The organism is Sphingomonas sp. LC-1, assembly GCF_025371035.1.
In the GTDB taxonomy this organism is placed as follows: Bacteria; Pseudomonadota; Alphaproteobacteria; order Sphingomonadales; family Sphingomonadaceae; genus Sphingomonas; species Sphingomonas sanguinis_E.
The window spans coordinates 25,963-47,145 of the sequence record NZ_JANZXB010000013.1 but is presented as its reverse complement, the minus strand read 5'-3'; the positions used below and the strand labels follow the sequence as shown (position 1 = coordinate 47,145).

The following is a 21,183-nucleotide window of genomic DNA, read 5'->3' as shown; positions in this document are numbered from 1 at the left end:
GGACAAAGTCGAGCGGCGGGTGCAGGCTAAGCTTTCGCGCGATCAGGGCCGCCCTGCCCACGCCACGGCCGGTTGCCGAAAGCCCCCCGCCGCTTTAACGCAGGTCCGCACGATACAGATAGCAAGGTGACAGGGTTTGGAACTCCAGACGGGTGGGAATGTCGAGGCGACGGTGCGCGGCGTGCTGGCCGATGTGCTGGGGCTGTCGCAGGAGCGCGTAGAGAGCTTCCGGGCCGACACGCCGCTGTTCGGCGCGCTGCCCGAACTGGATTCGATGGCGGTCGCGGGCGTGCTGACGGAGTTGGAGGACCGGCTGGGCATCCTGATCGAGGATGACGAAGTCGATGGCGAAATGCTGGAGACGTTCGGGCAACTCGTCGCCTTCGCCGACACCAAGGCGCGCGCTTGATCGACTATTATGACTGGCCCGGCGGGCGCGAGGCGATGTTGCGCTTCGGCCCCGCGCAAGGACCGGTCGTGCTGGTCGCGCTCCCCTTCTGGGAGGAGGCGAACCGGACGCGCAGCCTGGCGGTGGCGATGCTGCGGCGGCTGGCGGATCATGGCATTGGCGGCGCGCTGCCCGACTGGCCGGGTACGGGCGAAAGCCTGATCGACACCGAACAGGCGAGCCTGATCCAGTGGCGCAATGCGCATGAGGCGGCGGCGGAGGCGCTGGGCGACCGTCCCTGCTACGGCGTGTCGATCCGGGGCGGCACGCTGGTCGATGGCTTCGCGTTGTTGCTGGGGCGCTGGCATCTGGCGCCGATGACCGGCGAAGCGGTGCTGCGCGACGTCATCCGCCTGCGCGCGGCGGCAGGATTGCACAGCGACCGCTATGGACTGTTCGGCGCGGAGTCTCCGGTGCGGATTGCGGGCAATCGCGTCTCGCCGCATTTCCTGGCAGGGCTGGCGGGGGCCGAACCTTACGACCAGCCGGGCGTGCCGCGCCGGGTGGTGCGCCTGGGCCATGACCGCGCACCCGCCGACCGGACGATCGACGCCGTCCCCCCCTGGCGCCGTGCCGAGCCGCAGGAAGACCCCGACCTCGCCGCCACGCTGGCGCAGGACATCGCGCAGTGGATCGCTTCATGCGCAGGCTGATCTCCTTTCCCTGCGACGATACGACGCTGGTCGGGACGCTGGACGAAGGCAGGCGCGACACCGGCCTGCTGATCGTGTCCGGCGGAAACGAGCCGCGCATGGGCGCGCATCGCGGGCAGGCGATACTCGCGGCACGGATCGCCGCACGAGGCTTTCCGGTGTTCCGCTTCGACCGGCGCGGCGTGGGCGACAGCGAGGGTGCGAATGGCGGCTGGGAGTCGAGCGGCCCCGACATCGCCGCCGCCGTCGAGGCTTTCGTGCACGCGACAGGGGTGGCGCGCGTCATCGGGTTCGGCAATTGCGATGCCGCCACCGCGCTGGCGATGTTCGGCGCGGAGGCGCGACTGGGCGGGATGCTGCTGTCCAATCCCTGGCTGTCCGACGAGCCCGACACCCTGCCCCCCGCCGCCGCGATCCGCCGCCATTATGCCCGCAAGCTGGCCAATCCCGCCGAATGGATGCGGCTGGTGCGCGGCGCGGTCGACCTGACCAAGCTGCGGCAGGGGCTGACCAAGATCGCCGCCTCGCCCGCGCCGCTGAACGAGGCTGCGGCGCCGCTACTCCATGCCATCCATGCCTGGGGTGAGGATGCGGCGATCATCGTGGCGCGTGGCGATGCGACCGGGGTCGCCTTCCGCGCCGCCGCCCGCGGGCACGGCTTTCGCATCGAGACGCTGGCGACGGACTCGCACAGCTATGCCGATGCGCTTGACCAGTTGGAACGGGCGATCCTGGGTCGGCTTGCGGCGTTCGACTCGGACGAAGCGAGCGACGGACGGGACGACCTATCGGAACCGAAAAATATCGACTAACGCGTTTTAAGATAACAGTTTTTACCGGAACGCCTCTGCGCCCCGTTTATTGGTCCGGGCAAGGAGAGACGGTCCATGAACGAACGCCCCACCCCACCACAACCCGAACAGCAGCAGGACATGCCCGGCGAGACGGAGGCGATGACCCCCCGCCCCGATCATGGCGAGCACAGCTATGTCGGCCATGGCAAGCTGACCGACAAGAAAGCGATCATCACCGGCGCGGATAGCGGCATCGGTCGCGCGGTCGCCATCGCCTTCGCCCGTGAAGGCGCGGACGTTGTGATTTCCTACCTCTCGGAAGACGAGGACGCCGCCGAGACCCAGCGACTGGTCGAACAGGCGGGTCGCAAGGCGCTGCTGATCCCCGGCGACGTCAGCGATCCGGCCCATTGCCGCACCATCGTCGAGCGCGCGGTCCAGACCTTCGGTCGGGTCGACATCCTTGTCAACAATGCCGCGCATCAGGCCAGCTTCCAGACGGTGGAGGACATCAGCGACGAGGAATGGGAAGTCACCTTCGCCACCAACATCCATGCGATGTTCTATCTGGTGAAGGCCGCGCTGCCGCACATGGGCGAGGGGTCGTCGGTCATCAACACGACCTCGATCAACGCCGACAAGCCCAACCAGCAACTGCTCGCCTATGCGACGACCAAGGGCGCGATCCACAATTTCACCGCAGGACTGGCGCAAATGCTGGCCGAGCGGAACATCCGGGTCAATGCGGTGGCGCCGGGGCCGGTCTGGACCCCGCTGATCCCCTCCACCATGCCGCCCGAGTCGGTGAAGAGCTTCGGCCAGCAAACGCCGATGGGCCGCGCCGCGCAACCCGCCGAACTCGCGCCCCCTTACGTCCTGCTGGCGAGCGGCGAGGCCAGCTACATCAGCGGCGCGACCATTCCCGTCACCGGCGGCACCCCCTTCCTCTGATCCTCAAGCGAAAGGAGCGATGATCCATGGCATCCCTACCCCATGACGTGGTCGCGGCGGTCTTCGTCGCCGGATTGAAGAACGCCCATGCCGTCGAGCATCAGGCCTTGGCGCTGATCGACCGGCAACTCGACCACCTGGCCAACTATCCCGACGTCGCCGACCGGCTTCGGTCGCACCGGGGCGAGACCGAGCAGCAGATCGTCCGGCTGGAGGACATACTCGACGGGTTCAACGAGAGCCGGTCGGTGCTGAAGGACGCCGCGCTGTCCTTCTCGGGCAACATGGCGGCGCTGGGCCACACCTTCGCGCCCGACGAGATCCTGAAGAACAGCTTCGCCAACTTCGCCTTCGAGAATTTCGAGGCGGCCAGTTACAAGTCGCTGATCACCATTGCGGACGTCGGCGGCTTCGCCAGTGCTTCGCCGCTACTGACCCAGTCGCTGAACGAGGAACTCTCGATGGCGGCCTGGGTGGACGAGAACAATGCCGCGCTGACCCGCCGCTATCTCGAACGCCGGGCCGCCGGCGAAACCGCAAGCCATTAAATCCCGTCGACTCCGCCCGGCCGGCTCGTCGGTCGGAGCGGCCCCCTGTCCCCCAGAAGCGAGGCCGACCATGTATTATCACGACAAACGCCTGCAATATCCCGTCCGGTGCGAGGCACCCGACCCCCTGTTCGCACGCATGCTGCAACAGGCGATCGGCGGCGTGGAGGGCGAGATCCGCGTCTGCATGCAGTATTTCTTCCAGGCATGGGGCAACCGCGCGCCGACGCCGAAATATCGCGACATGCTGCTCCACACCGCCACGGAGGAGATCGGCCATATCGAGATGCTGGCGACCGCGGTCGCGCTCAACCTCGACAAGGCCCCCGCCTCCTTGCAGGAAGAGGGTGCGGCGGACGGGATCGTCGGCGCGGTGATGGGCGGCGGCAATGCCCGTCATGCGATCGAAGGAACGCTGCACAAGCATATCCTGTCGACCGGGCTTGCCGCGCATCCCTCCGACTCGGACGGCGTACCGTTCGACATGAGCCATATCTATGCCAGCGGGAACATCGCCGCCGACATGTATTGCAATGTCGCCGCCGAGAGCACCGGCCGCGTGCTGGCGACCCGCCTCTACAACGCCGCGCACGACCAGGGCATGAAGGACATGCTGCACTTCATGATCGCGCGCGACACCATGCATCAGGAGCAATGGCTGGCCGTGATCGAGGAACTGGGTGCCGAGTCCTCCCTTCCCATCCCCAACTCCTTCCCGCAGTCGAAGGAGGATCAGGCCCACAATTACGACTTCTTCGTCACCTCGATAGACGGCACCTATCCCGAAGGGCGCTGGACCAAGGGGCCGAGCACCGATGGTCGGGGCGAGTTCACCGTATTCCGCAACGAACCGATGGGCGAGGAACCGGTCCTGGGCCCCGCCCGCCCGGACAGCAGCGCCCAGGCCGAACAGATCGGCGAGAAGCCAAAGGTCTGATTTCCAGGTCGACTCTCACGCGGGGCTGCTTCCTTTGCCCCGCGTGAGGGGATCGGGCGGCCGGGTTTCCTGACGATCTCCTGCATGGGGATCGCGGGTGCATGTCATTCGACCCGGCGCTGCTGCTCAGGATGGGCGGCGACGATTTGACGGCCGTCCCCTCTCCATTTGTTCATCCCGAGTCCCTATGACAGCGGCATGCACAGCCGTTTCGAATCCCTGCCCAACCGCCGCGCCATCGTCGATCGCCGGGCCCTGGCCGAACAGGTCGCCGCGCTCGGCATCACCGGGCCGGAGGGACGGACCCTCGTCACCCCGACCTTAAAGGCCGCACTGGAAGCCGGGCGGCAGGAAGTGGCGCGACGGCTGTCGCTTCATCCGTCGCGCGGGTTGGAGGCTGCGGCAGCGCAGGCGTATCTGACCGACCAGATATTGAAGCTGCTGTTCGAATTCACCACCGAGACGCTCTATCCGCTGAGCAACCCGACGGCGGGCGAGCGGCTTACCCTGATTGCAGTGGGCGGCTATGGCCGGGGCGAGATGGCACCCTATTCGGATGTCGATATCGGCTTCCTCACCCCCTTCAAGCAGACGCCCCATGCCGAACAGGTCATCGAATCGATGCTCTATTCGCTCTGGGATCTGGGGCTGAAGGTCGGCCATTCCAGCCGTTCGATCGACGAGATGATCCGCCAGGCGCGCGCCGACGTGACGGTGCGCACGGCGCTGCTCGAAGGGCGGTTCCTGTGCGGCGACCAGGCGCTGTACGAAGAAGCCTCGCGCCGCTTCAAGGCGGAAATCCAGACCGATACGCACCGCCAGTTCATCGCCGACAAGCTGGCCGAGCGCGACCTGCGCCATCGCAAGATGGGCGACACCCGCTATGTCGTCGAACCGAACGTCAAGGAGGGCAAGGGCGGCCTGCGCGATCTGCACGCGCTCTTCTGGATCGGCAAATATGTCTACGACGTGGACCGCGCCGCCGATCTGATCGATCGCGGGCTGTTCACCCGCGAGGAATATCGGCAATTTCACCGCGCCGACAATTTCCTGTGGGCGGTACGCTGCCACCTCCACACCATCACGGGCCGCGCCGAGGACCGGCTGACCTTCGACGTGCAGCGCCAGATCGCCGAGCGGATGCGCTTCTCCGACCGGCCGGGCAAGGCCAAGGTCGAGCGGTTCATGCAGCTCTATTTCCTCCAGGTGAAGACGGTGGGCGCGCTGACGGGCGCGTTCCTGGCGCATCTGGACGAGCGGTTCGCGGCGCGCGGGCATCGCTTCGGCCTGCCCACAATCCGCCGCCGCCCGCGCCGATTGAACGGCTTCGTGCTGGATCGCGGACGCCTGGCGCTTCCCCGCGACGACTTCTTCCAGGAAGATCCGGTGCGGTTGATCGAGATCTTCCAGCTTGCCGACCGTTACGAGCTGGAGGTCCATCCGCTGGCGGTGCGGGCGGCGTCGCGCGACGCCAAGCTCGTCGATGACGTCCGCCGGGATCCGCGCGCCAACGCGCTGTTCCTGGACGTGCTGACCAGCCCCCGCGACCCCGAACTCGTTCTGCGGTGGATGAACGAAGCGGGCGTCTTCGGCCGTTTCGTGCCCGATTTCGGCCGGGTCGTCGCGCAGATGCAGTTCGACATGTATCATCATTATACGGTGGACGAGCACACCATCCGCGCGCTCGGCCTGCTCGCCCGGATCGAGCGGCAGGAACTGCTCGACGAACATCCCGTCGCTTCTGCGATCATCGGGCAGATCGTGTCGCGGCGCGTGCTCTATGTTGCGGTGCTGCTCCACGACATCGCCAAGGGGCGCGGTGGCGATCACTCGATCCTGGGGGCGGAGGTGGCCGAGCGCCTCTGTCCGCGGCTGGGCCTGACCGATGCCGAGACCGAGACGGTCGCGTGGCTGGTTCGCTGGCACCTGCTGATGTCGGCGACCGCGTTCAAGCGCGACCTGTCGGACTTCAAGACGATCCTGGATTTCTGCGAAACGGTGCAAAGCCCAGAGCGCCTGAGGCTGTTGCTGGTCCTGACCATCGTCGACATTCGCGCGGTGGGGCCAGGCACCTGGAATGGCTGGAAGCGCCAGTTGCTTGCCGATCTGTACGAAGCGGCGGAGGAAGTCCTGCGGCTCGGCCACAAGCAACGCGGCCGGACCGAGCGGATCACCATCAAACAGGCGCGCCTGCGTGAAACGCTGGCCTGGCCGGAGGAGCAGTTCGATGCGCTGGTCCGGCGGCTGCCCGAAGCCTATTGGATCGCCGAGCCCGAGGATGTCCTAGCCCATAACGCCCGCCAGATGGCGGCGGCGGGCGATGCGCAACTGTCGATCGATGCGCAGGTCTATGGCGAACGCGGCGCGACTTTGGTGTCCATCTATGCCGCGGACCATCCGGGCCTGTTCTACCGCATCGCGGGTGCGATCCATGTCGCGGGCGGCAACATCATCGATGCGCGCATCCATACGACGCGGGACGGCATGGCGATCGACAATTTCCTCGTGCAGGATCCGCTGGGCCGCCCCTTCGACGATCCGGGCCAGCTTTCGCGCCTGCGCCGCGCAATCGAGGATGCGCTGGCCAATCGCAACAAGCTGTCGGACCGGCTGGTCGCCAAGCCCTCGGTCCGGCCCCGCGCCGACGCCTTCCCGATCGCACCCAATGTCCTGATCGACAATCGCGCGTCGAACCGCTTCACCGTGGTCGAGGTCCATGCGCGGGACCGCCCGGCGCTGCTCAACCAGCTCGCCCATGCGCTGTTCCAGTCGAAGGTGACGATCCATTCGGCCCATGTCGCGACCTATGGCGAACGGGCAGTCGACGTCTTCTACCTGACCGACCTGACCGGCGACCAGATCACCAATGGCGGGCGGTTGAAGACGCTGGAGAAGCGCCTGCTGGGCGCCGCGGCGGGAGAGGCGATCGAGCTGGCCGCTTGATCCACTATTCGGTCGCCCGAAGAATAGCGGGCCGGGGCGAGCCATGTGTCGAGTTGATCGGATCAGACCGGAAATCCGACACTTGCCTCGCATTCCCGGCTCGGCCAGTCTGACGGCATGATCCTTCCTTTGCTTCTCGCCGCGACGCCGACCGCCGCCCCCTCCCCCGCCCGTCTGAAAGCCGATGTCGAGGCGCTGGTCGGCTTCGGCACGCGCCACACCTTGTCGACCACGAACGATCCCAAGCGTGGCATCGGCGCGGCGCGCGACTGGGCGGCCCGCCAGTTCGAGACGATCGCGCAAGGCTGCAACGGCTGTATCTCCGTCGAGCGGATCAACCGCCGCTTCACCGGCCCGCGCGCGCCGAATGGCGTGATGGTGGAGGATGTGCTGGGCATTCAGCGCGGGCGCGATCCCTCGCGCGTGGTCATCGTCGGCGCGCATATCGACAGCCGGGTGACCGATGTGATGGACGCGATCTCCGACGCGCCGGGGGCCAATGACGATGCCTCGGGCGTCGCGCTGGTGCTGGAGGCCGCGCGCCAGCTGTCGAAACGACAGTTCGACGCGACCATCGTCTACGCGGTCTTCTCGGGCGAGGAACAGGGGCTATGGGGCGCGACCCTGCTCGCCGACACGGCCAAGGCCCGCAACTGGCGGGTCTCGGCGATGCTCAACAACGACATAGTGGGCAACACCATCGGCCAGGGCGGCGTGCGCGAGGCCCGGTGGGTGCGCGTCTTCTCCGAGGGCATTCGCTCGTCAGAGGACCTGCCCCAGCAGTTGCAACGGCGCGGCAATGGCGGCGAGGATGACGGCCCCAGCCGCGCGCTGGCCAAGGCGATTGACGGCGTCGCGGACAAGCTTGGCGGGCTGGACGTATTTCTCGATCGGCGCCCGGACCGGTTCGGGCGCGGCGGCGATCATGAGCCGTTCCTGAAGCTCGGCTATCCCGCCGTCCGCTTCTCGGTCGCGAACGAGGATTGGGACGCGCAGCATCAGGATCTGCGCAAGGAGGGCACGACGGCCTATGGCGATACGATCGACAAGATGGACTTTCCCTATCTGGCCAGGGTGACCGCGATCAACATCGCCACCCTGTCCCGCTTGGCCGCCGCGCCGCCCGCGCCCGAGAAGGTGACGATCAGCGGTGCCCTGTCCCGCGATACGACGGTGGAATGGGCGGCGGTGCCGGGCGCAGTCCGCTACCGCGTACACTGGCGGCGCAACGACTCGTCCGATTGGACCCAGTCGCGCGACGTGACCGAGACCAAGACGGTCCTCACCCAGATTCCGGTCGACGATCACTTCGTCGGCGTATCCGCCGTGGCGGCGGACGGGGCCGAAAGCCTCGTCACCTTCGGCGGGCGCTGATCGGATCAAGTGGGATGCCGCCCCGAGGGAGTGGGCGGAGCGGCATCCCGATTACAACCCGGCGTCTCTCGGGTTGAAATCCCCCCTGGGGGAAGGCGTCAGCGGCGAGTCGTTCGGCTCCGCACACGCGTACGGCGTGGCGTCGAGCGAACCTCCTCGGTCGTGGTTGTCGTCGTTGTCGTGGTAACCGGCGCGCCTTGTACCACAATCGTGGTCGTGGTGGGAGCGGGATAGTAGTAGCCGCCATCATAATAACCCGGCTGGCCCGATGCGAGCGTGCCGACGGTCGTGGTGGTGGTGACGGTGGTGCCGTCGCGCGTTACGATCCGGCGGCCCATGGCGGGCGGCGGCGGTGGCGGCGCATAGGCATAGGGATCGGAATAATCCGGGCGACCGTCATAGCCCTCGCCGTAATCGTCCCGACCCGGCGGCATGGATCGGCGCCGATCCTCCGCCCGGTCGATGGCATAGCCCGCCGCCGCGCCGACGCCCGCACCGATCAGCGCACCACCCAGCCGGTTCCCGCGGCCGGCGATGACATGGCCCGCGACGCCGCCCGCGACCGCACCGATCGCCGCGCCGCCCAATCCGTCGTCACCGCGCCCGTCGTACCGACGCGCATGCGGCGGCGGTGGGTATCCCGCCCCGGCATAGGCCGGTGCCCCGCTGCCATCCCAATCCACCCCCGCCACGCTGTCATACACGGCGCCGCGCGGATCGATCAGGACCGCATCGTCATAATAGCGCGACCAGTGATAGCCGACCGGCGGCTGCGGCAAGGGATAGTTCGCCCAATCCTCGACAGCGAAGCGCCGGTCGTTCCAGTAAGTGGGGACGACCATGCCGCGCATGGGACGGCGATAGGCCTGCCATCCGCCCGGCGCATTGGCCCCGCCCCACCAGCGACCGCCGACCCGGCTGCCCCAGCGGGCCGCGCGCGCGGGCGGGACGCCTACCGTGCTGGTCGCAACGACGGGCCGCGCCGACGGGCCGGGGGTGGCGTCGATGGCGGGACGCGGATAACGCGCCCCCGCCTGCGCATCGGCCGGCGCGCTCGCCACCATAGCCATCGCCATGGCAGTCGACAGGGCGATCATATGCGACGTTCTCCGCATGGCGCGACGTTATTCCCCTGTATCGAGACAAAGACGTCACCCGAAACGCCTTTGCCCAAACAAGGTTTATTACCAGCGCCCTAGCCCTGCCGATAGCGCCTCATCACGTCCCGAATCGGGTCAGGCGGGATCAGCGCGGTCCGGCAGCGAGGCGGGGGGCAAGAAGCGTCATCAACGCCTCGCACCCCGCCTGATCCTCTGCATCGAACCGGTCGGGGATCGGGCTGTCGAGATCGAGCACACCGATGACCTGGCCGTCATGCAGGATCGGCACCACCAGTTCCGAACGGCTGGCCGCATCACAGGCGATATGCCCGGGAAAGGCATGGACATCCGCCACGCGCTGCGTCTGAGCGGTCGCCGCGGCAGCGCCGCACACCCCCTTGCCGACGGGGATGCGGATACAGGCCGCCTTGCCCTGGAACGGGCCGAGGACAAGCTCCCCCTCGACCATCCGGTAGAAGCCCGACCAGTTGAGATCGGGCAGATATTGCCCGATCAGCGCGGCGGCATTGGCCATGTTGGCGACCGCATCCGCCTCCCCGCTGGTCAGCGCATCGAGCGCGGCGTGAAGATCATGATAAAGCTCCGCCTTCGATCCGGCGGCGATGTCGAACTCGTACATAAGCCCGAGTGTAGGCCGCCGAGGCGCGCCCGTCATCCCCCGCCGTCGCGCTTGCGCCGGGCATTTTATTGTCCTACAAATCGGACAAGAAAATTCAGGAGAGGCCGTTCCCACCGTGCCATCAGAGATGACGCCCGCCTATATCGCGATCGACTGGGGCACCACCAATCGCCGAATCTACGTCCTCGCCGATGACGGCCGGATGCTGGACACGGCGCGCGACGATCGCGGCGTGCTGGCGATGCGGCAGGAGGATTATCCCAGCGCGATCGCGGCGATCCGGGTACGGTTCGGGAATTTGCCGATCATCACCGCGGGCATGGTCGGATCGACGCGCGGCTGGCGAGAGGCCGCGTATGTCCCCGCCCCCGCCGACCTGCCCGCGCTGGCCCGCGCCGCGACCCGGATCGCGGATCATGACGTGGTGATCGTGCCCGGCATATCCCTGCTCACCGACACCCGCGCCGATGTGATGCGCGGCGAGGAGGTTCAGATTCTGGGCGCGATCGCGGCCCGACAGGCTCCCGCCGACGCACTTTTCGCGCAACCGGGAACCCACAATAAATGGGTCTATACGCAGGACGGCCGGATCACCGACTTCGCCACCACCATGACCGGCGAGCTGTTCGCGCTGATCAAGGGACACGGCATATTGGCGGGGATGCTCGATGGCCCGGTGGCGGACGGCCCGGCCTTCCGCGACGGCCTGTCGCGGGGCGGCGGGGCGTGCGATCTGACCGCCGCCTTGTTCGGGGTCCGCGCCTCGGTACTGCTCGGCCGGATCGCGGCGGAGGACGCCGCCGCCTATGCCAGCGGATTGCTGATCGGGTCCGACATCGGCGCGGTGCCGGACATGGAGGGCAAAGTCGTCCATCTCCTGTCGAGCGGGCTTCTCGCCGACCTTTACACCATCGGGATCGAGGCACGCGGCGGTCACGTCGTCGCACTCGACAGCCATGCCGGTTTCCTTGCCGGACTTCACGCCATTCGGGAGCATTTGTCATGACCGACTCCGCCCAAAATTCCGCAAAGGCGCGCTTCGCCGCCGCCTTCGCCGCCTGCCCGCTCGTCGCGATCCTGCGCGGCCTGACGCCCGACGAGGCGATCCCGGTCGCCGACGCATTGGTGGAGGCGGGCTTCACCCTGATCGAAGTGCCGCTGAACTCGCCCCAGCCCTATGACAGCATCGCTGCCATCGCGGCGCATGTCGGGGACAAGGCGATCGTCGGTGCGGGCACCGTGCTGACCACCGAGCAGGTCGATCGGGTGAAGGCGGCCGGCGGCACGCTGATCGTATCGCCCAACACCGATACCGATGTGATCGCACATAGCGTGGCGGAGGGGCTGATCTCGCTGCCCGGCTATTTCACGCCCTCCGAGGCCTTTGCCGCCCTGAAGGCGGGCGCGCACGGCCTGAAACTCTTCCCCGCCGAGGGCGCCTCGCCGACCTTCCTGAAGGCGCAGCGCGCCGTCCTGCCGCGCGAGGTCGCGGTGCTGGCGGTCGGCGGGATCACGCCCGACAACATGGCCGAATGGCGCGCCCATGGCGCGGACGGCTTCGGCCTGGGCTCCAACCTTTATCGCGCGGGCAAGCCGGCGGCGGATGTCGCCGTGTCGGCGCGCGCTTATGTCGAAAAGGCACGCTGATACCGATGACCGACACGATCCGCCTCGCGCTGGTCGGCATGGGCAAGATCGCCCATGACCAGCATGTCCCCGCCATTGCGGGCAATCCGGCCTTCGAACTGGTCGCCACCGTCAGCCGCTCGCCCAATGGGGTCGACGGCGTGCCCCATTTCCACGACATTGATGAGCTCGCCCAGAGCGACGTGACGGTCGATGCGGTGGCGCTGTGCACGCCGCCGCAGGTCCGCCACGCCATTGCCGCCGCTGCGCTGGAAAACAACTGGCACGTCTTCCTCGAAAAGCCGCCGGGCGCGACGCTGGCCGAGGTGGCGGTGCTGGAGGAGCTGGCGGCCAAGGCGAATGTCACGCTCTTCGCCAGCTGGCACTCCCGCTATGCGCTGGGCGTCGAGCCCGCGCGCGAGTGGCTGTCCACCCGCAAAGTGACATCGGCGGCGATCACCTGGCGCGAGGATGTGCGCCAATGGCATCCGGGCCAGGCCTGGATCTGGGAAGCGGGCGGCTTCGGCGTGTTCGATCCGGGCATCAACGCGCTGTCGATCGCGACGCATATCATGCCCCAGCCCTTCTTCATCGAACGCGCGACGCTGGACTTCCCCGCCAATCGCGACGCGCCGATCGCCGCCGACGTGGCGTTCCGCACGACCGAGGGAACGCCGGTCACGCTCGACCTTGACTGGCGGCAGGAGGGGCATCAGAGCTGGGACATCATCGTCGAGACGACTGACGGCACGCTCAAGCTGGCCGAGGGCGGCGCGGTGCTGACCCTGCCCGACGGTTCGACCCCGCATCGCGAAGAGGGGCTGCACGGCGAATATCCGGGGCTCTACGCCCGCTTCGCCGAACTGGTGAAGGGCAGCCGCTCGGACGTCGACATCGCCCCGCTGCGCCACGTCGCCGACGCCTTCATGCGCGGCAAGCGGCGCGAGGTGGAAGCCTTCGTGGAGTAGGGTCAACTCTTGCCCACTTCCCACTGGGGTCGAACGGTCAGGAAACCCGATACGAAATAGGCCGACTGCCCCACCGGGCGGTCGGCCTTTTCCCTTTGGGTAAAGGCGGGATGCCGAAGCACCCCGCCCCTATCATCAGAAGTTGATGGTCGTCCCGATCGAGATCTGGCGACCGAGTGCATCGTAACGCTGCGGCGCAGTGTTCGCACGCGACAGGGCCACGGTGTACGAGTTCGGAATGATCGGCGGGTTCTTGTCGAGCAGATTGTTCGCGATGATGCGGAACGCGAACTGCCGCGCGATATTCCAGGTCAGCGCCAGGTCGAAATAGCTCTGCGGCGCGATCCGGGCATAGGTGTTGCGGAAATTGGCGGCCGTCCCGCCGATATCCGCATTGCCCGAATTATAGGCCGTGGTGAGCGATCCCGTATAGCGCCAGTTGAACGAGGCATTGAACGTGTTGTCCGTCGTCGTCCAGGTGGTGCGCAGGCCGTGCATCCACTTCGGGACCAGCTGGCCGCAGGCGATGCCGTTCGAGAAATAGCCCGCACAGTTATACTGGCTGCGCAGCGGCGAGTCCTGGCCACCGGCCAGCGTGGTGAGCGAGCCGTTGAAGTTCCAGTCGAGGCGCCCCGCCCCGCCAAGGCCCAGCGTGTACTGGCCCTGGAAATCCCAACCATAGGCCAGCGAACGATAGAAGTTCGTCGTACCCTGACGGATGAAGCCGCTGGTCGGGTTGTTGGCAGGTGCATTGCCGATCGACCCGGTCGTCGGATCGCGGACGATCCCCTGACAGAAATAGGGGTCGCCATTGGACGCCAGACAGCCGTTCAGGAAGTAATCCGCGCCGTTGTAGCTCAGCGAGTTGACGATGCGGATTTGATAGCGATCGACCGAGAAGACCAAGCCGGGCACGAAGCTGGGCTTCACGATCAGGCCATAGGTCAGCGTGTAGGCCGTCTCCGGGTCCGCCGTATAGCCGCCGGTACGCACCGTGCAGCCCTCGGTCGGGCAGAGCAGCGACGTGCTGCCGTACAGGTTATCGGCCAGCCCGGTCTTGCGGCACAGATCGCGCGAGGCGAGCGGAGCGGTCGTGACCGTACCATCGGCCTGCGTACGCTGCACGGGAGCGCAGAAGTCGGTCAGCGTGCTGTTACGACCATAGCGGATCGCCGTCGCCTGCTGGATCTCGTTCACGGTCGGCGCACGCTGCGCCTTGTTGTACGAGGCACGGAAGGTCAGGTCCGACACCGGCGCATAGATGCCCTCGATCTTCCAAGTCGAGAAGGTCTTGGGATTCGAGCTGTACTTGGAGACGCGGAAGCCACCATTGGTCTGCAGCAGATGCGCAAACGGCTTGTCCTGGATCAGCGGCGCCTGGAGCTCGATGTTCGATTCCCAGACGTCCTGGCGCAGGTCGGTGCGGCTGTCGCCATTCTGGCTGATAAAGACGTCGTTGGCGGTCGAGATCAGACGATCCTTGCGATATTCCGCACCCAGCGCGATCGCCAGGCCGTCGGTCGCCCAGGGCGTCTTGATGCCATACTTGCCCAGGTCGCCCGTCACCGTGCTGATGACGTCGTACAAGATGCCGATCTGGCCTTGGACGCCGCTCTGGCTGCCCGGACCGTTGAACAGATAGTTGGTCAGCGCGCTGTTGCCCGATCCGGCGCGGAAGGCGTCGAACGGCACGCAGGCGCTATCGCCACCCGTCAGGTTCGATACGCAGGTCGGGGTGCCGTTGACGTTGACGACGTTGAGCGAACGGTTGACCCGATCGGGATCGGCATAGGGTGCATAGCGCGCATCCTGCTGATTGCGCGCATAGACTCCGCCAATGTCATAGGTCCAGGCATCGCCGACCTTGCCGCGCAGGCCGCCGGTCGCCCGGATACCCTGGTTGATATAGGTATCGACCAGATTGGGCTGTCCGTCGAAACGGTAGCGAACCTCCAGCGGGACCGAGTTGGTCGCGCCTGAAGCGCAGCCCAGCGCACCCGCCTGCCCTGCCGACAGGAAAGGGTTGTTGCAGTTCACCTGATAGGGCGTCGAACCATAGACGGTATAGCTGTAGACGCGCAGCGGGCTGGGGTTGATCGACTTGTCGCGGAACCAGATGGCGTCGCCATAGAGTTCGAATTCCGGTGCGATCTGGAAGCTCAGGAAGCCGCCCGCGGTATAGCGCTCGCTCTGACGCTGGAAGGAATAGTCGTCATAGGGATTGGCTGCGATGCCCGGGCGCGGCCCATACGATACAAAGCTGCGCGTCCCGTCCGGATTGTTGACATAGGCGGTCCCGGAGTTCGGCCCCGAACGCGGCGAGATATATCCGGCGGGCGAATAGGTCGACACCGGCGAACAGGTCAGCGGGCCGTCCTTGCTGGTTTGCGCGAGTGGGCACGCTGCGATCGAGCGGTCCCCGGTGCGCACCAGTTCCGCCGTCCGGTAGTTGAAGAAGCCCGACACCTTCAGTCGGTCATCGAGCAGCTTCTTGCCTGCGGTCAGCGTCAGGTCGGCACGGCCGCCGTCATTGGTCCAGCCAAGCGGCGTCTTGAAGCCGACGCCCTGCGCGAGCGGGGTGACGATGTTGCTCTTGTTCAGGTGATTGTAGAAATTGTAGTTCGCGTCGACCCGAAGACCGTCGAAATCCTTGCGCAGGATGAAGTTCACGACGCCCGACACGGCGTCCGAACCATAGACCGACGACGCGCCGCCCGACAGGATGTCGACGCGCTGAAGCAGCGAGGCAGGGATGATGCCCGTATCCTGCCCGTTCATCGTGCCCAGCCGCTTGCCGTCAAGCAGCACCAGCGTCCGCTCGAAGCCCAGGCTGCGCAGCTTGATCCGCTGGCGACCGTCGGAATCCTGATAATTCTGCTGCGCGTCGGGCGCGATCTGCGGCAGGCGGTTGAGAACCTCTTCGACGTTCAGCGGCGCCTGCGCCTGGATATCCTGCGCGGTGACCGAGGTGATCGGCGAGGCCGAAGCAAGATTCGGGCGAGCGATGCGGGTGCCCGTCACGATGACGTCGCCATCGTTCGACGCCTGCGGCGTGCCGGTGATCGCCGCCACGCGCGTCTGCGCGGCGTTGGCGCTGGACGACGTGTCGTCGGCATCGGTCTGAGTGGTCGTATCGACTTGCTGAGCCAGCGACGGCGCGGCGACCAGCATCGCACCGGCCGACAAGGCGAGCCAAGATATCGGGTGAAGCAGCTTCATTGGATTACCCCCTATTTCGGGCCGACGGCGTTTTCGCTTGGATCGGCGCATTACTAGAACAATACAGCTAGGGGTGATCGGTCAATAACCTGGAGATACCGATCTATAATCTTCTGTATTTTTGGTCTGATATTGTTGCCGTTTCGCAACAAAAAGGTAAAGATTTAAGTCATTGAAAAAGCTAGTTAAAGATTTGACATAGCTGCGGATCACGACAGATTTCCCGTAAATACAGCATGTTAGGAAACGCCTCCCGCCCCCGCCACACATGTGGCCGGCGAAGAGGTTTTCCGTCCGATGTCCAGCGCCTGCCGGGCATGTCGCGACCGATGGGACGAACGAACTCGACACCTCTGATCGCGATCGGTCCCCCAGAGAATCACGCGCAAAAAAGGCCGGGCTCCTGCTGGAGCACCGGCCTTTTCAGTTCGGGAATGGGCGGAGTGCCAGTGCACCCCGCCGGAGGGAAGGGATCAGAAGTTGATCGTCGTCCCAATCGCGATGTTGCGACCCAGCGAGTCGTAACGCTGCGGGATGGTGTTGGTGCGTGCCAGGCTGATATTGTACGAATCCGGCACGATCGGCGCGGCCCTGTCGAACAGGTTGTTTGCGATCAGGCGCAGCGAGAACTGCTTGGCGATCGCAAAGTTGAGCGCCAGGTCGAAATAATTCTGCGGTGCGACGCGGTAGTAGTTGGTCAGCGCCCGCTCCGGCGTGCCGCCGATCGCCGAGTCGCCCGAATTGTTGGCGTTGGTCAGCGAACCGACATAGCGCCAGTTGAACGATGCACTGAACTTCTTGTCGACCGTGGTGTAGGTCGTACGCAGGCCATGGCTCCACTTCGGGATCAGCTGGCCGCAGCCATTGCCGTAATAGCCCGCACAGTTGCGCTCCGGCTGGAGCGGCGAGTCCTGGCCACCGGCGGCGGTGGTCAGCGAGCCGTTGAAGCCGAAGTCCAGACGGCCGACCGACTCCAGCGTCAGCGCATATTGCGCCTGGAAGTCCCAGCCCTGCGCGATTGAGGTGTAATAGTTGGTCGTGCCCTGGCGGATATAGCCGCCGTTGAACAGCTGGCCGGTGGTCGAGTTGCGGACGAGGCCCTGGCAGAAGAACTGGTCGCCGCCCGAACGCAGACACCCATCGGTGTAGTAGCTATAGTCGTTATAGCCGAGCGAGTTGTCGATCTTGATGCGATAGCGATCGACCGAGAAGACCAGCCCCTTGATGAAGCGCGGCTTCACCACCAGGCCATAGGTCTGGGTATAGGCGGTTTCCGGATCGGCGGTGAAGCCGCCCGAGCGGACCGCGCAGGCGCTGCTGCCGTTCGGCGTGGTCCCATTGCTGCACAGCAGGTCGCGGCTGCCATAGAGTGCGTCGGACAGGCCGGTCGCGCGGCAGACTTCGCGCGATGCGATCGGCGCGCCATAGGAGACGCCGTTGGCACCATTGGTCACGGTCGGGGCGCAGAAGTCGGTGAAGGTGCCCGATCCGCCCCCGGCAAGCTCGATATTGCTCGCCTGGCGGATCTCAACCACGGTCGGCGCGCGCTGCGCCTTGTTGAACGAGGCGCGGAAGGTCAGGTCGCTGACCGGGGCATAGACGCCCTCGATCTTCCAGGTGTTGAACGCCTTGGGATTGCTGCTGTACTTCGACACGCGATAGCCGCCATTGACCTGCACCAGCTCGGCAAAGGGCTTGTGCTCGATCAGCGGGGCCTGGACCTCGACATTGGCTTCCCACACGTCCTGGCTGAGATAGGTGTCGGTACCGCCCAGCGCGTTGCGATAGGCGCTGTCCGCACGCGACTTCAGCGTGTCCTTGCGATATTCGGTGCCCAGCGCGATTGCCAGACCCTGTTCGGCGAAGGGAGACGTGATGCCGTACTTGCCGAGGTCGCCGGTGACATTGGCCTGTACGTCATACAGCGTACCGGTGGTCTCCGAGGTGCCATAGCCGAACAGATAGTTGATCAATGCCGGGTTGTTGGCACCGGCGCTGAAGATGTCGAAGGGCACGCAGCCCGCCGCGCCGCTGGCGCAGACCGGGTTGGCCGCCGTGCCGCCGACATTTACCGCATTCTGCAGCGTGCCGGGAACGCGGAAGCTGGGCGTATAGTCCTGATGGTTGCGGGCATAGACGCCGCCGACATCATAGGTCCAGGCTTCACCCACCTTGCCACGGACGCCGCCGGTCAGGCGAACGCCGGTGTTGATGAAGGTGTCGGGACGATCGTTATTCTCGCCCAGGCGATAGGCGAGCGTGACCGGCACGCTGGTCACCCCGGTGCCGCACCCGATCGCGGTCGCCTGCGTTCCCGACAGATAGGGGTTGCTGCAATTGACGTTGACGGTGCCGCTCGCGATCGTCGGATAGTTGGTGTACGACTTGTCGCGGAACCAGATGCCCGAGGCATACAGCTCGGCTTCCGGCGCGAGGTCGAGCGTGGCGAAGCCGCCCGCATTCACCCGCTCCGAAGGACGCTGATAGGCATAGCCGCTGAAATAGTTGGACGCATTGCCCTGCCCCGCGCCGAACGGCACGAAGCTGCGCGTTCCGTCCGGATTGTTGACATATTGCGCGCCTGCGTTCGGGCCGGACTGCGGCGTGATGAGGCCGCTGGTCGAGCTGCTGGGCGTCAGGCCGCAGGACAGCGGGCCGTTGAGCTGCAACTGGGTGAGATAGCAGCCCGCATTCGAGCGCGAGGTCAGCGCGATTTCGTCGGTATGCCGATAATTGACGAAGCCGCTGACGTGCAGCTTGTCATCGAGCAGCTTGGTGCCCGCCGTCAGCGTCAGGTCGGCACGGCCGCCGTCATTGGTCAGCCCCCGCGCGCTACCGAAGCCCGCCGCGCGGGCCAGCGGCGACACGATCGTGTCCTTGTTGTAATGGTTGAAGAAATTGTAATTGGCGTCGAGCTGAACGCCCTCGAAATCCTTGCGCAGGACGAAGTTGACCACGCCCGCAACCGCATCCGAGCCATAGACGGACGAGGCGCCGCCGGTCAGCACGTCGACGCGCTGCAACAGCGAGGTCGGAATGATGCCCACATCCTGGCCGTTCTGCGTGCCCAGCCGCTTGCCGTCGATCAGGACGAGCGTCCGTTCGAAACCCAGGCTGCGCAGCTTGATGCGCTGGCGGCCGTCGGAATCATTATAGGTCTGCTGGCTGTCGGGCGCGACCTGCGGCAGGCGGTTGAGCACGTCCTCGACATTGACCGCGGCCTGCGCCTGGATGTCCTGGCGCGTGACCGAGGTGATCGGCGCGGCGGAGGCGAGGTTGGGACGGGTGATGCGCGTGCCGGTCACGACGACATCGCCGCCGTTCGGGCTGGCCTGCGGAGTACCGGTGATCGCGGCGGAACGGGTGGCGGCGGCATCGGCGCTCAGGTTACCCGGATTCTGGTCAGTACCGCTTTGCGGCGCGTCCGCCTGGGCACCGGTGGTTCCGGTCTGCTGCGCAATGGCGGGCGCCGCGAGCATCATCGACGCGGCCGACAGGGCCAACCATGATGCGGACTGCTGGATTCTCATACATCTCCCCTTCGTCCCGGTTGATGGGTGACCGGGTGCGCGGAAATGACAATTGTTTTTCGGTATTTGGTCAATACCTAATGCATACCTATGCGCTACCCATCACGACATTAGGCCGCCACTGTAACCGTAAAGACACAAATTCAAACGTTTTCATGTTTTTGCGTTCATCTGCGCGCACCGTCGCGTGTCGTCGCCCTCCCGAACGACCAGTTCCCGCCGCGCCATTGATCCGATGAGTCGCCTTATTGGTTCTAGATAGGTTGGGGCGGGCTTGCGAGTTCGGCTTTCCGCCCTCACAATCGCCACCGGTATCAGCAGCGCGATACGACAGATGGGGAACAGTCGAATGCAGAACGGGCGGCGGGGATTTCTGGGCGGCATGGCGTCGATCGCGGGGATCGGTGCGGGATGGGCCGTGGCTCCGGCGCGCGCCTTCGCCCAGGCGGCGGGCCCGCGCGCGACGATCGTCTCCACCTGGGATTTCGGCGCGCCCGCCAACGACGCCGCCTTTGCCGCGGGCCGGGCGGGCGGATCGCTGATCGACATGGTCGAGGCAGGCGTGAAGGTGCCCGAGGCCGATCCGAACAATCATTCGGTGGGTTATAGCGGCTATCCCGACCGCGACGGGCACGTGACGCTGGACGCGGTCATCATGGACGATGCGGGCGGCGTCGGCGCGGTTGCCGCGCTGGAGGATACGGTCCACGCCATCTCGGTCGCACGGGCGGTGATGGAGCATACGCCACACACCCTCCTGGTCGGCGAGGGTGCGACCCGTTTCGCGCGGGACCGGGGCTTTCCGCGCGTCAACCTGCTGACCCCGGAGGCGGAAAAGGCGTGGCGCGACTGGCTGAAGACCCAGAATTACCGCCCCGTCGCCAATAGCGAGACGGGCACCTATGGCGCGGGCCGCCCGGGTACGCCCGGCGGTGCGCTCGACCATGACACGATCGGGATGCTGGCGCGCGATGCACAGGGCCGGATGGCGGGGGCGTGCACCACATCGGGCATGGCGTTCAAGATGCGCGGGCGCGTCGGGGATTCGCCGCAGGTCGGATCGGGCCTTTATGTCGAGCGCGGCGTGGGCGGCGCGACCTCGACCGGGCTGGGCGAGGAAGTCACCCGCACCGTCGGCACCGCGCGGGTCGTCGCCTCGATGCGCCACGGCATGAGCCCACAGGCGGCTTGCGAAGAGGCGGCCCGCCATATCGCCAGCCTGCGCGGCGATGCCATCAAGGGTGTGCAGGTTGGCTTCCTCGCCATGGACACGGCCGGGCGGATCGGGGCCTTCTGCCTGTTGCCTGGCTTTACCTATGCCGTGACGGATGCCGCCGGGCGGACGCGCGTCGAAAAGGCGCCGTCGTTGTTCAAGGCTTAACCATCCCCCCGGCATGGGGAGGGGGACCGCCGCGAAGCGGTGGTGGAGGGGGATCGCCACACAGGAGGTCC

At 66.1% G+C, this 21,183-nt stretch carries 16 protein-coding genes; 12 read left to right on the top strand and 4 right to left on the bottom strand.

From position 1 onward, the window contains the following. Nucleotides 1-136 precede the first annotated feature (136 nt). From NZL82_RS16440 to NZL82_RS16405, 8 genes are all read left to right on the top strand, one after another. The gene (locus tag NZL82_RS16440; RefSeq protein ID WP_261270837.1) at nucleotides 137-409 is read left to right on the top strand and encodes an acyl carrier protein; all 273 of its coding nucleotides are present in this window, start codon (nucleotides 137-139) and stop codon (nucleotides 407-409) included. Then, nucleotides 406-1,101: a hypothetical protein gene (locus NZL82_RS16435; RefSeq protein ID WP_261270836.1), complete on the top strand. Its 696-nt coding sequence runs from the start codon at nucleotides 406-408 to the stop codon at nucleotides 1,099-1,101. Before NZL82_RS16440 ends, NZL82_RS16435 begins: the two co-directional genes overlap by 4 nt. Then, the gene (locus NZL82_RS16430; protein ID WP_261270835.1) at nucleotides 1,089-1,913 is read left to right on the top strand and encodes a hydrolase 1, exosortase A system-associated; all 825 of its coding nucleotides are present in this window, start codon (nucleotides 1,089-1,091) and stop codon (nucleotides 1,911-1,913) included. Before NZL82_RS16435 ends, NZL82_RS16430 begins: the two co-directional genes overlap by 13 nt. 75 nt (nucleotides 1,914-1,988) lie before the next feature. Then, the gene (locus NZL82_RS16425; RefSeq protein ID WP_261270834.1) at nucleotides 1,989-2,846 is read left to right on the top strand and encodes an SDR family oxidoreductase; all 858 of its coding nucleotides are present in this window, start codon (nucleotides 1,989-1,991) and stop codon (nucleotides 2,844-2,846) included. Nucleotides 2,847-2,872: 26 nt separating this feature from the next. Beyond that, complete coding sequence (locus NZL82_RS16420; protein WP_261270833.1) at nucleotides 2,873-3,394, top strand: ferritin-like domain-containing protein; 522 nt, start codon at nucleotides 2,873-2,875, stop codon at nucleotides 3,392-3,394. A 70-nt stretch (nucleotides 3,395-3,464) separates the two neighbouring features. Then, nucleotides 3,465-4,331, top strand: a complete 867-nt coding sequence (locus tag NZL82_RS16415; protein WP_261270832.1) for a manganese catalase family protein — start codon at nucleotides 3,465-3,467, stop codon at nucleotides 4,329-4,331. A 198-nt stretch (nucleotides 4,332-4,529) separates the two neighbouring features. Beyond that, nucleotides 4,530-7,274, top strand: a complete 2,745-nt coding sequence (locus NZL82_RS16410) for a [protein-PII] uridylyltransferase (protein ID WP_261270831.1) — start codon at nucleotides 4,530-4,532, stop codon at nucleotides 7,272-7,274. A gap of 117 nt (nucleotides 7,275-7,391) precedes the next feature. Beyond that, nucleotides 7,392-8,648, top strand: a complete 1,257-nt coding sequence (locus NZL82_RS16405) for a M28 family metallopeptidase (RefSeq protein ID WP_261270830.1) — start codon at nucleotides 7,392-7,394, stop codon at nucleotides 8,646-8,648. 98 nt (nucleotides 8,649-8,746) lie between these two features. Here NZL82_RS16405 and NZL82_RS16400 read toward each other — a convergent pair whose 3' ends face one another. Then, the gene (locus tag NZL82_RS16400) at nucleotides 8,747-9,745 is read right to left on the bottom strand and encodes an RcnB family protein (protein ID WP_261270829.1); all 999 of its coding nucleotides are present in this window, start codon (nucleotides 9,743-9,745) and stop codon (nucleotides 8,747-8,749) included. Nucleotides 9,746-9,893: 148 nt separating this feature from the next. Next, on the bottom strand, nucleotides 9,894-10,388 hold the full coding sequence (locus NZL82_RS16395; RefSeq protein WP_261270828.1) for a GAF domain-containing protein: 495 nt from the start codon (nucleotides 10,386-10,388) through the stop codon (nucleotides 9,894-9,896). A 115-nt stretch (nucleotides 10,389-10,503) separates the two neighbouring features. Here NZL82_RS16395 and NZL82_RS16390 point away from each other — a divergent pair, with 115 nt between their 5' ends. Genes NZL82_RS16390 through NZL82_RS16380 form a run of 3 tightly spaced genes read left to right on the top strand, consistent with a single transcriptional unit; the run spans nucleotide 10,504 to nucleotide 12,982 of the window. Then, on the top strand, nucleotides 10,504-11,394 hold the full coding sequence (locus NZL82_RS16390) for a 2-dehydro-3-deoxygalactonokinase (protein WP_261270827.1): 891 nt from the start codon (nucleotides 10,504-10,506) through the stop codon (nucleotides 11,392-11,394). Continuing rightward, nucleotides 11,391-12,035: a 2-dehydro-3-deoxy-6-phosphogalactonate aldolase gene (locus tag NZL82_RS16385; protein WP_261270826.1), complete on the top strand. Its 645-nt coding sequence runs from the start codon at nucleotides 11,391-11,393 to the stop codon at nucleotides 12,033-12,035. Before NZL82_RS16390 ends, NZL82_RS16385 begins: the two co-directional genes overlap by 4 nt. Before the next feature lie 5 nt (nucleotides 12,036-12,040). Beyond that, nucleotides 12,041-12,982: a Gfo/Idh/MocA family protein gene (locus NZL82_RS16380; RefSeq protein WP_261270825.1), complete on the top strand. Its 942-nt coding sequence runs from the start codon at nucleotides 12,041-12,043 to the stop codon at nucleotides 12,980-12,982. Nucleotides 12,983-13,117: 135 nt separating this feature from the next. On the opposite strand, the gene NZL82_RS16375 is transcribed toward NZL82_RS16380, so the two are convergent. Continuing rightward, the gene (locus NZL82_RS16375; protein ID WP_261270824.1) at nucleotides 13,118-16,201 is read right to left on the bottom strand and encodes a TonB-dependent receptor domain-containing protein; all 3,084 of its coding nucleotides are present in this window, start codon (nucleotides 16,199-16,201) and stop codon (nucleotides 13,118-13,120) included. A gap of 473 nt (nucleotides 16,202-16,674) precedes the next feature. Then, a complete protein-coding gene (locus tag NZL82_RS16370; RefSeq protein ID WP_261270823.1) occupies nucleotides 16,675-19,731 on the bottom strand; it encodes a TonB-dependent receptor domain-containing protein in 3,057 nt (1,018 codons plus the stop codon). Between the two features lie 349 nt (nucleotides 19,732-20,080). Here NZL82_RS16370 and NZL82_RS16365 point away from each other — a divergent pair, with 349 nt between their 5' ends. Continuing rightward, the gene (locus NZL82_RS16365) at nucleotides 20,081-21,112 is read left to right on the top strand and encodes a N(4)-(beta-N-acetylglucosaminyl)-L-asparaginase (RefSeq protein WP_261270822.1); all 1,032 of its coding nucleotides are present in this window, start codon (nucleotides 20,081-20,083) and stop codon (nucleotides 21,110-21,112) included. The last annotated feature ends 71 nt before the right edge of the window (nucleotides 21,113-21,183 follow it).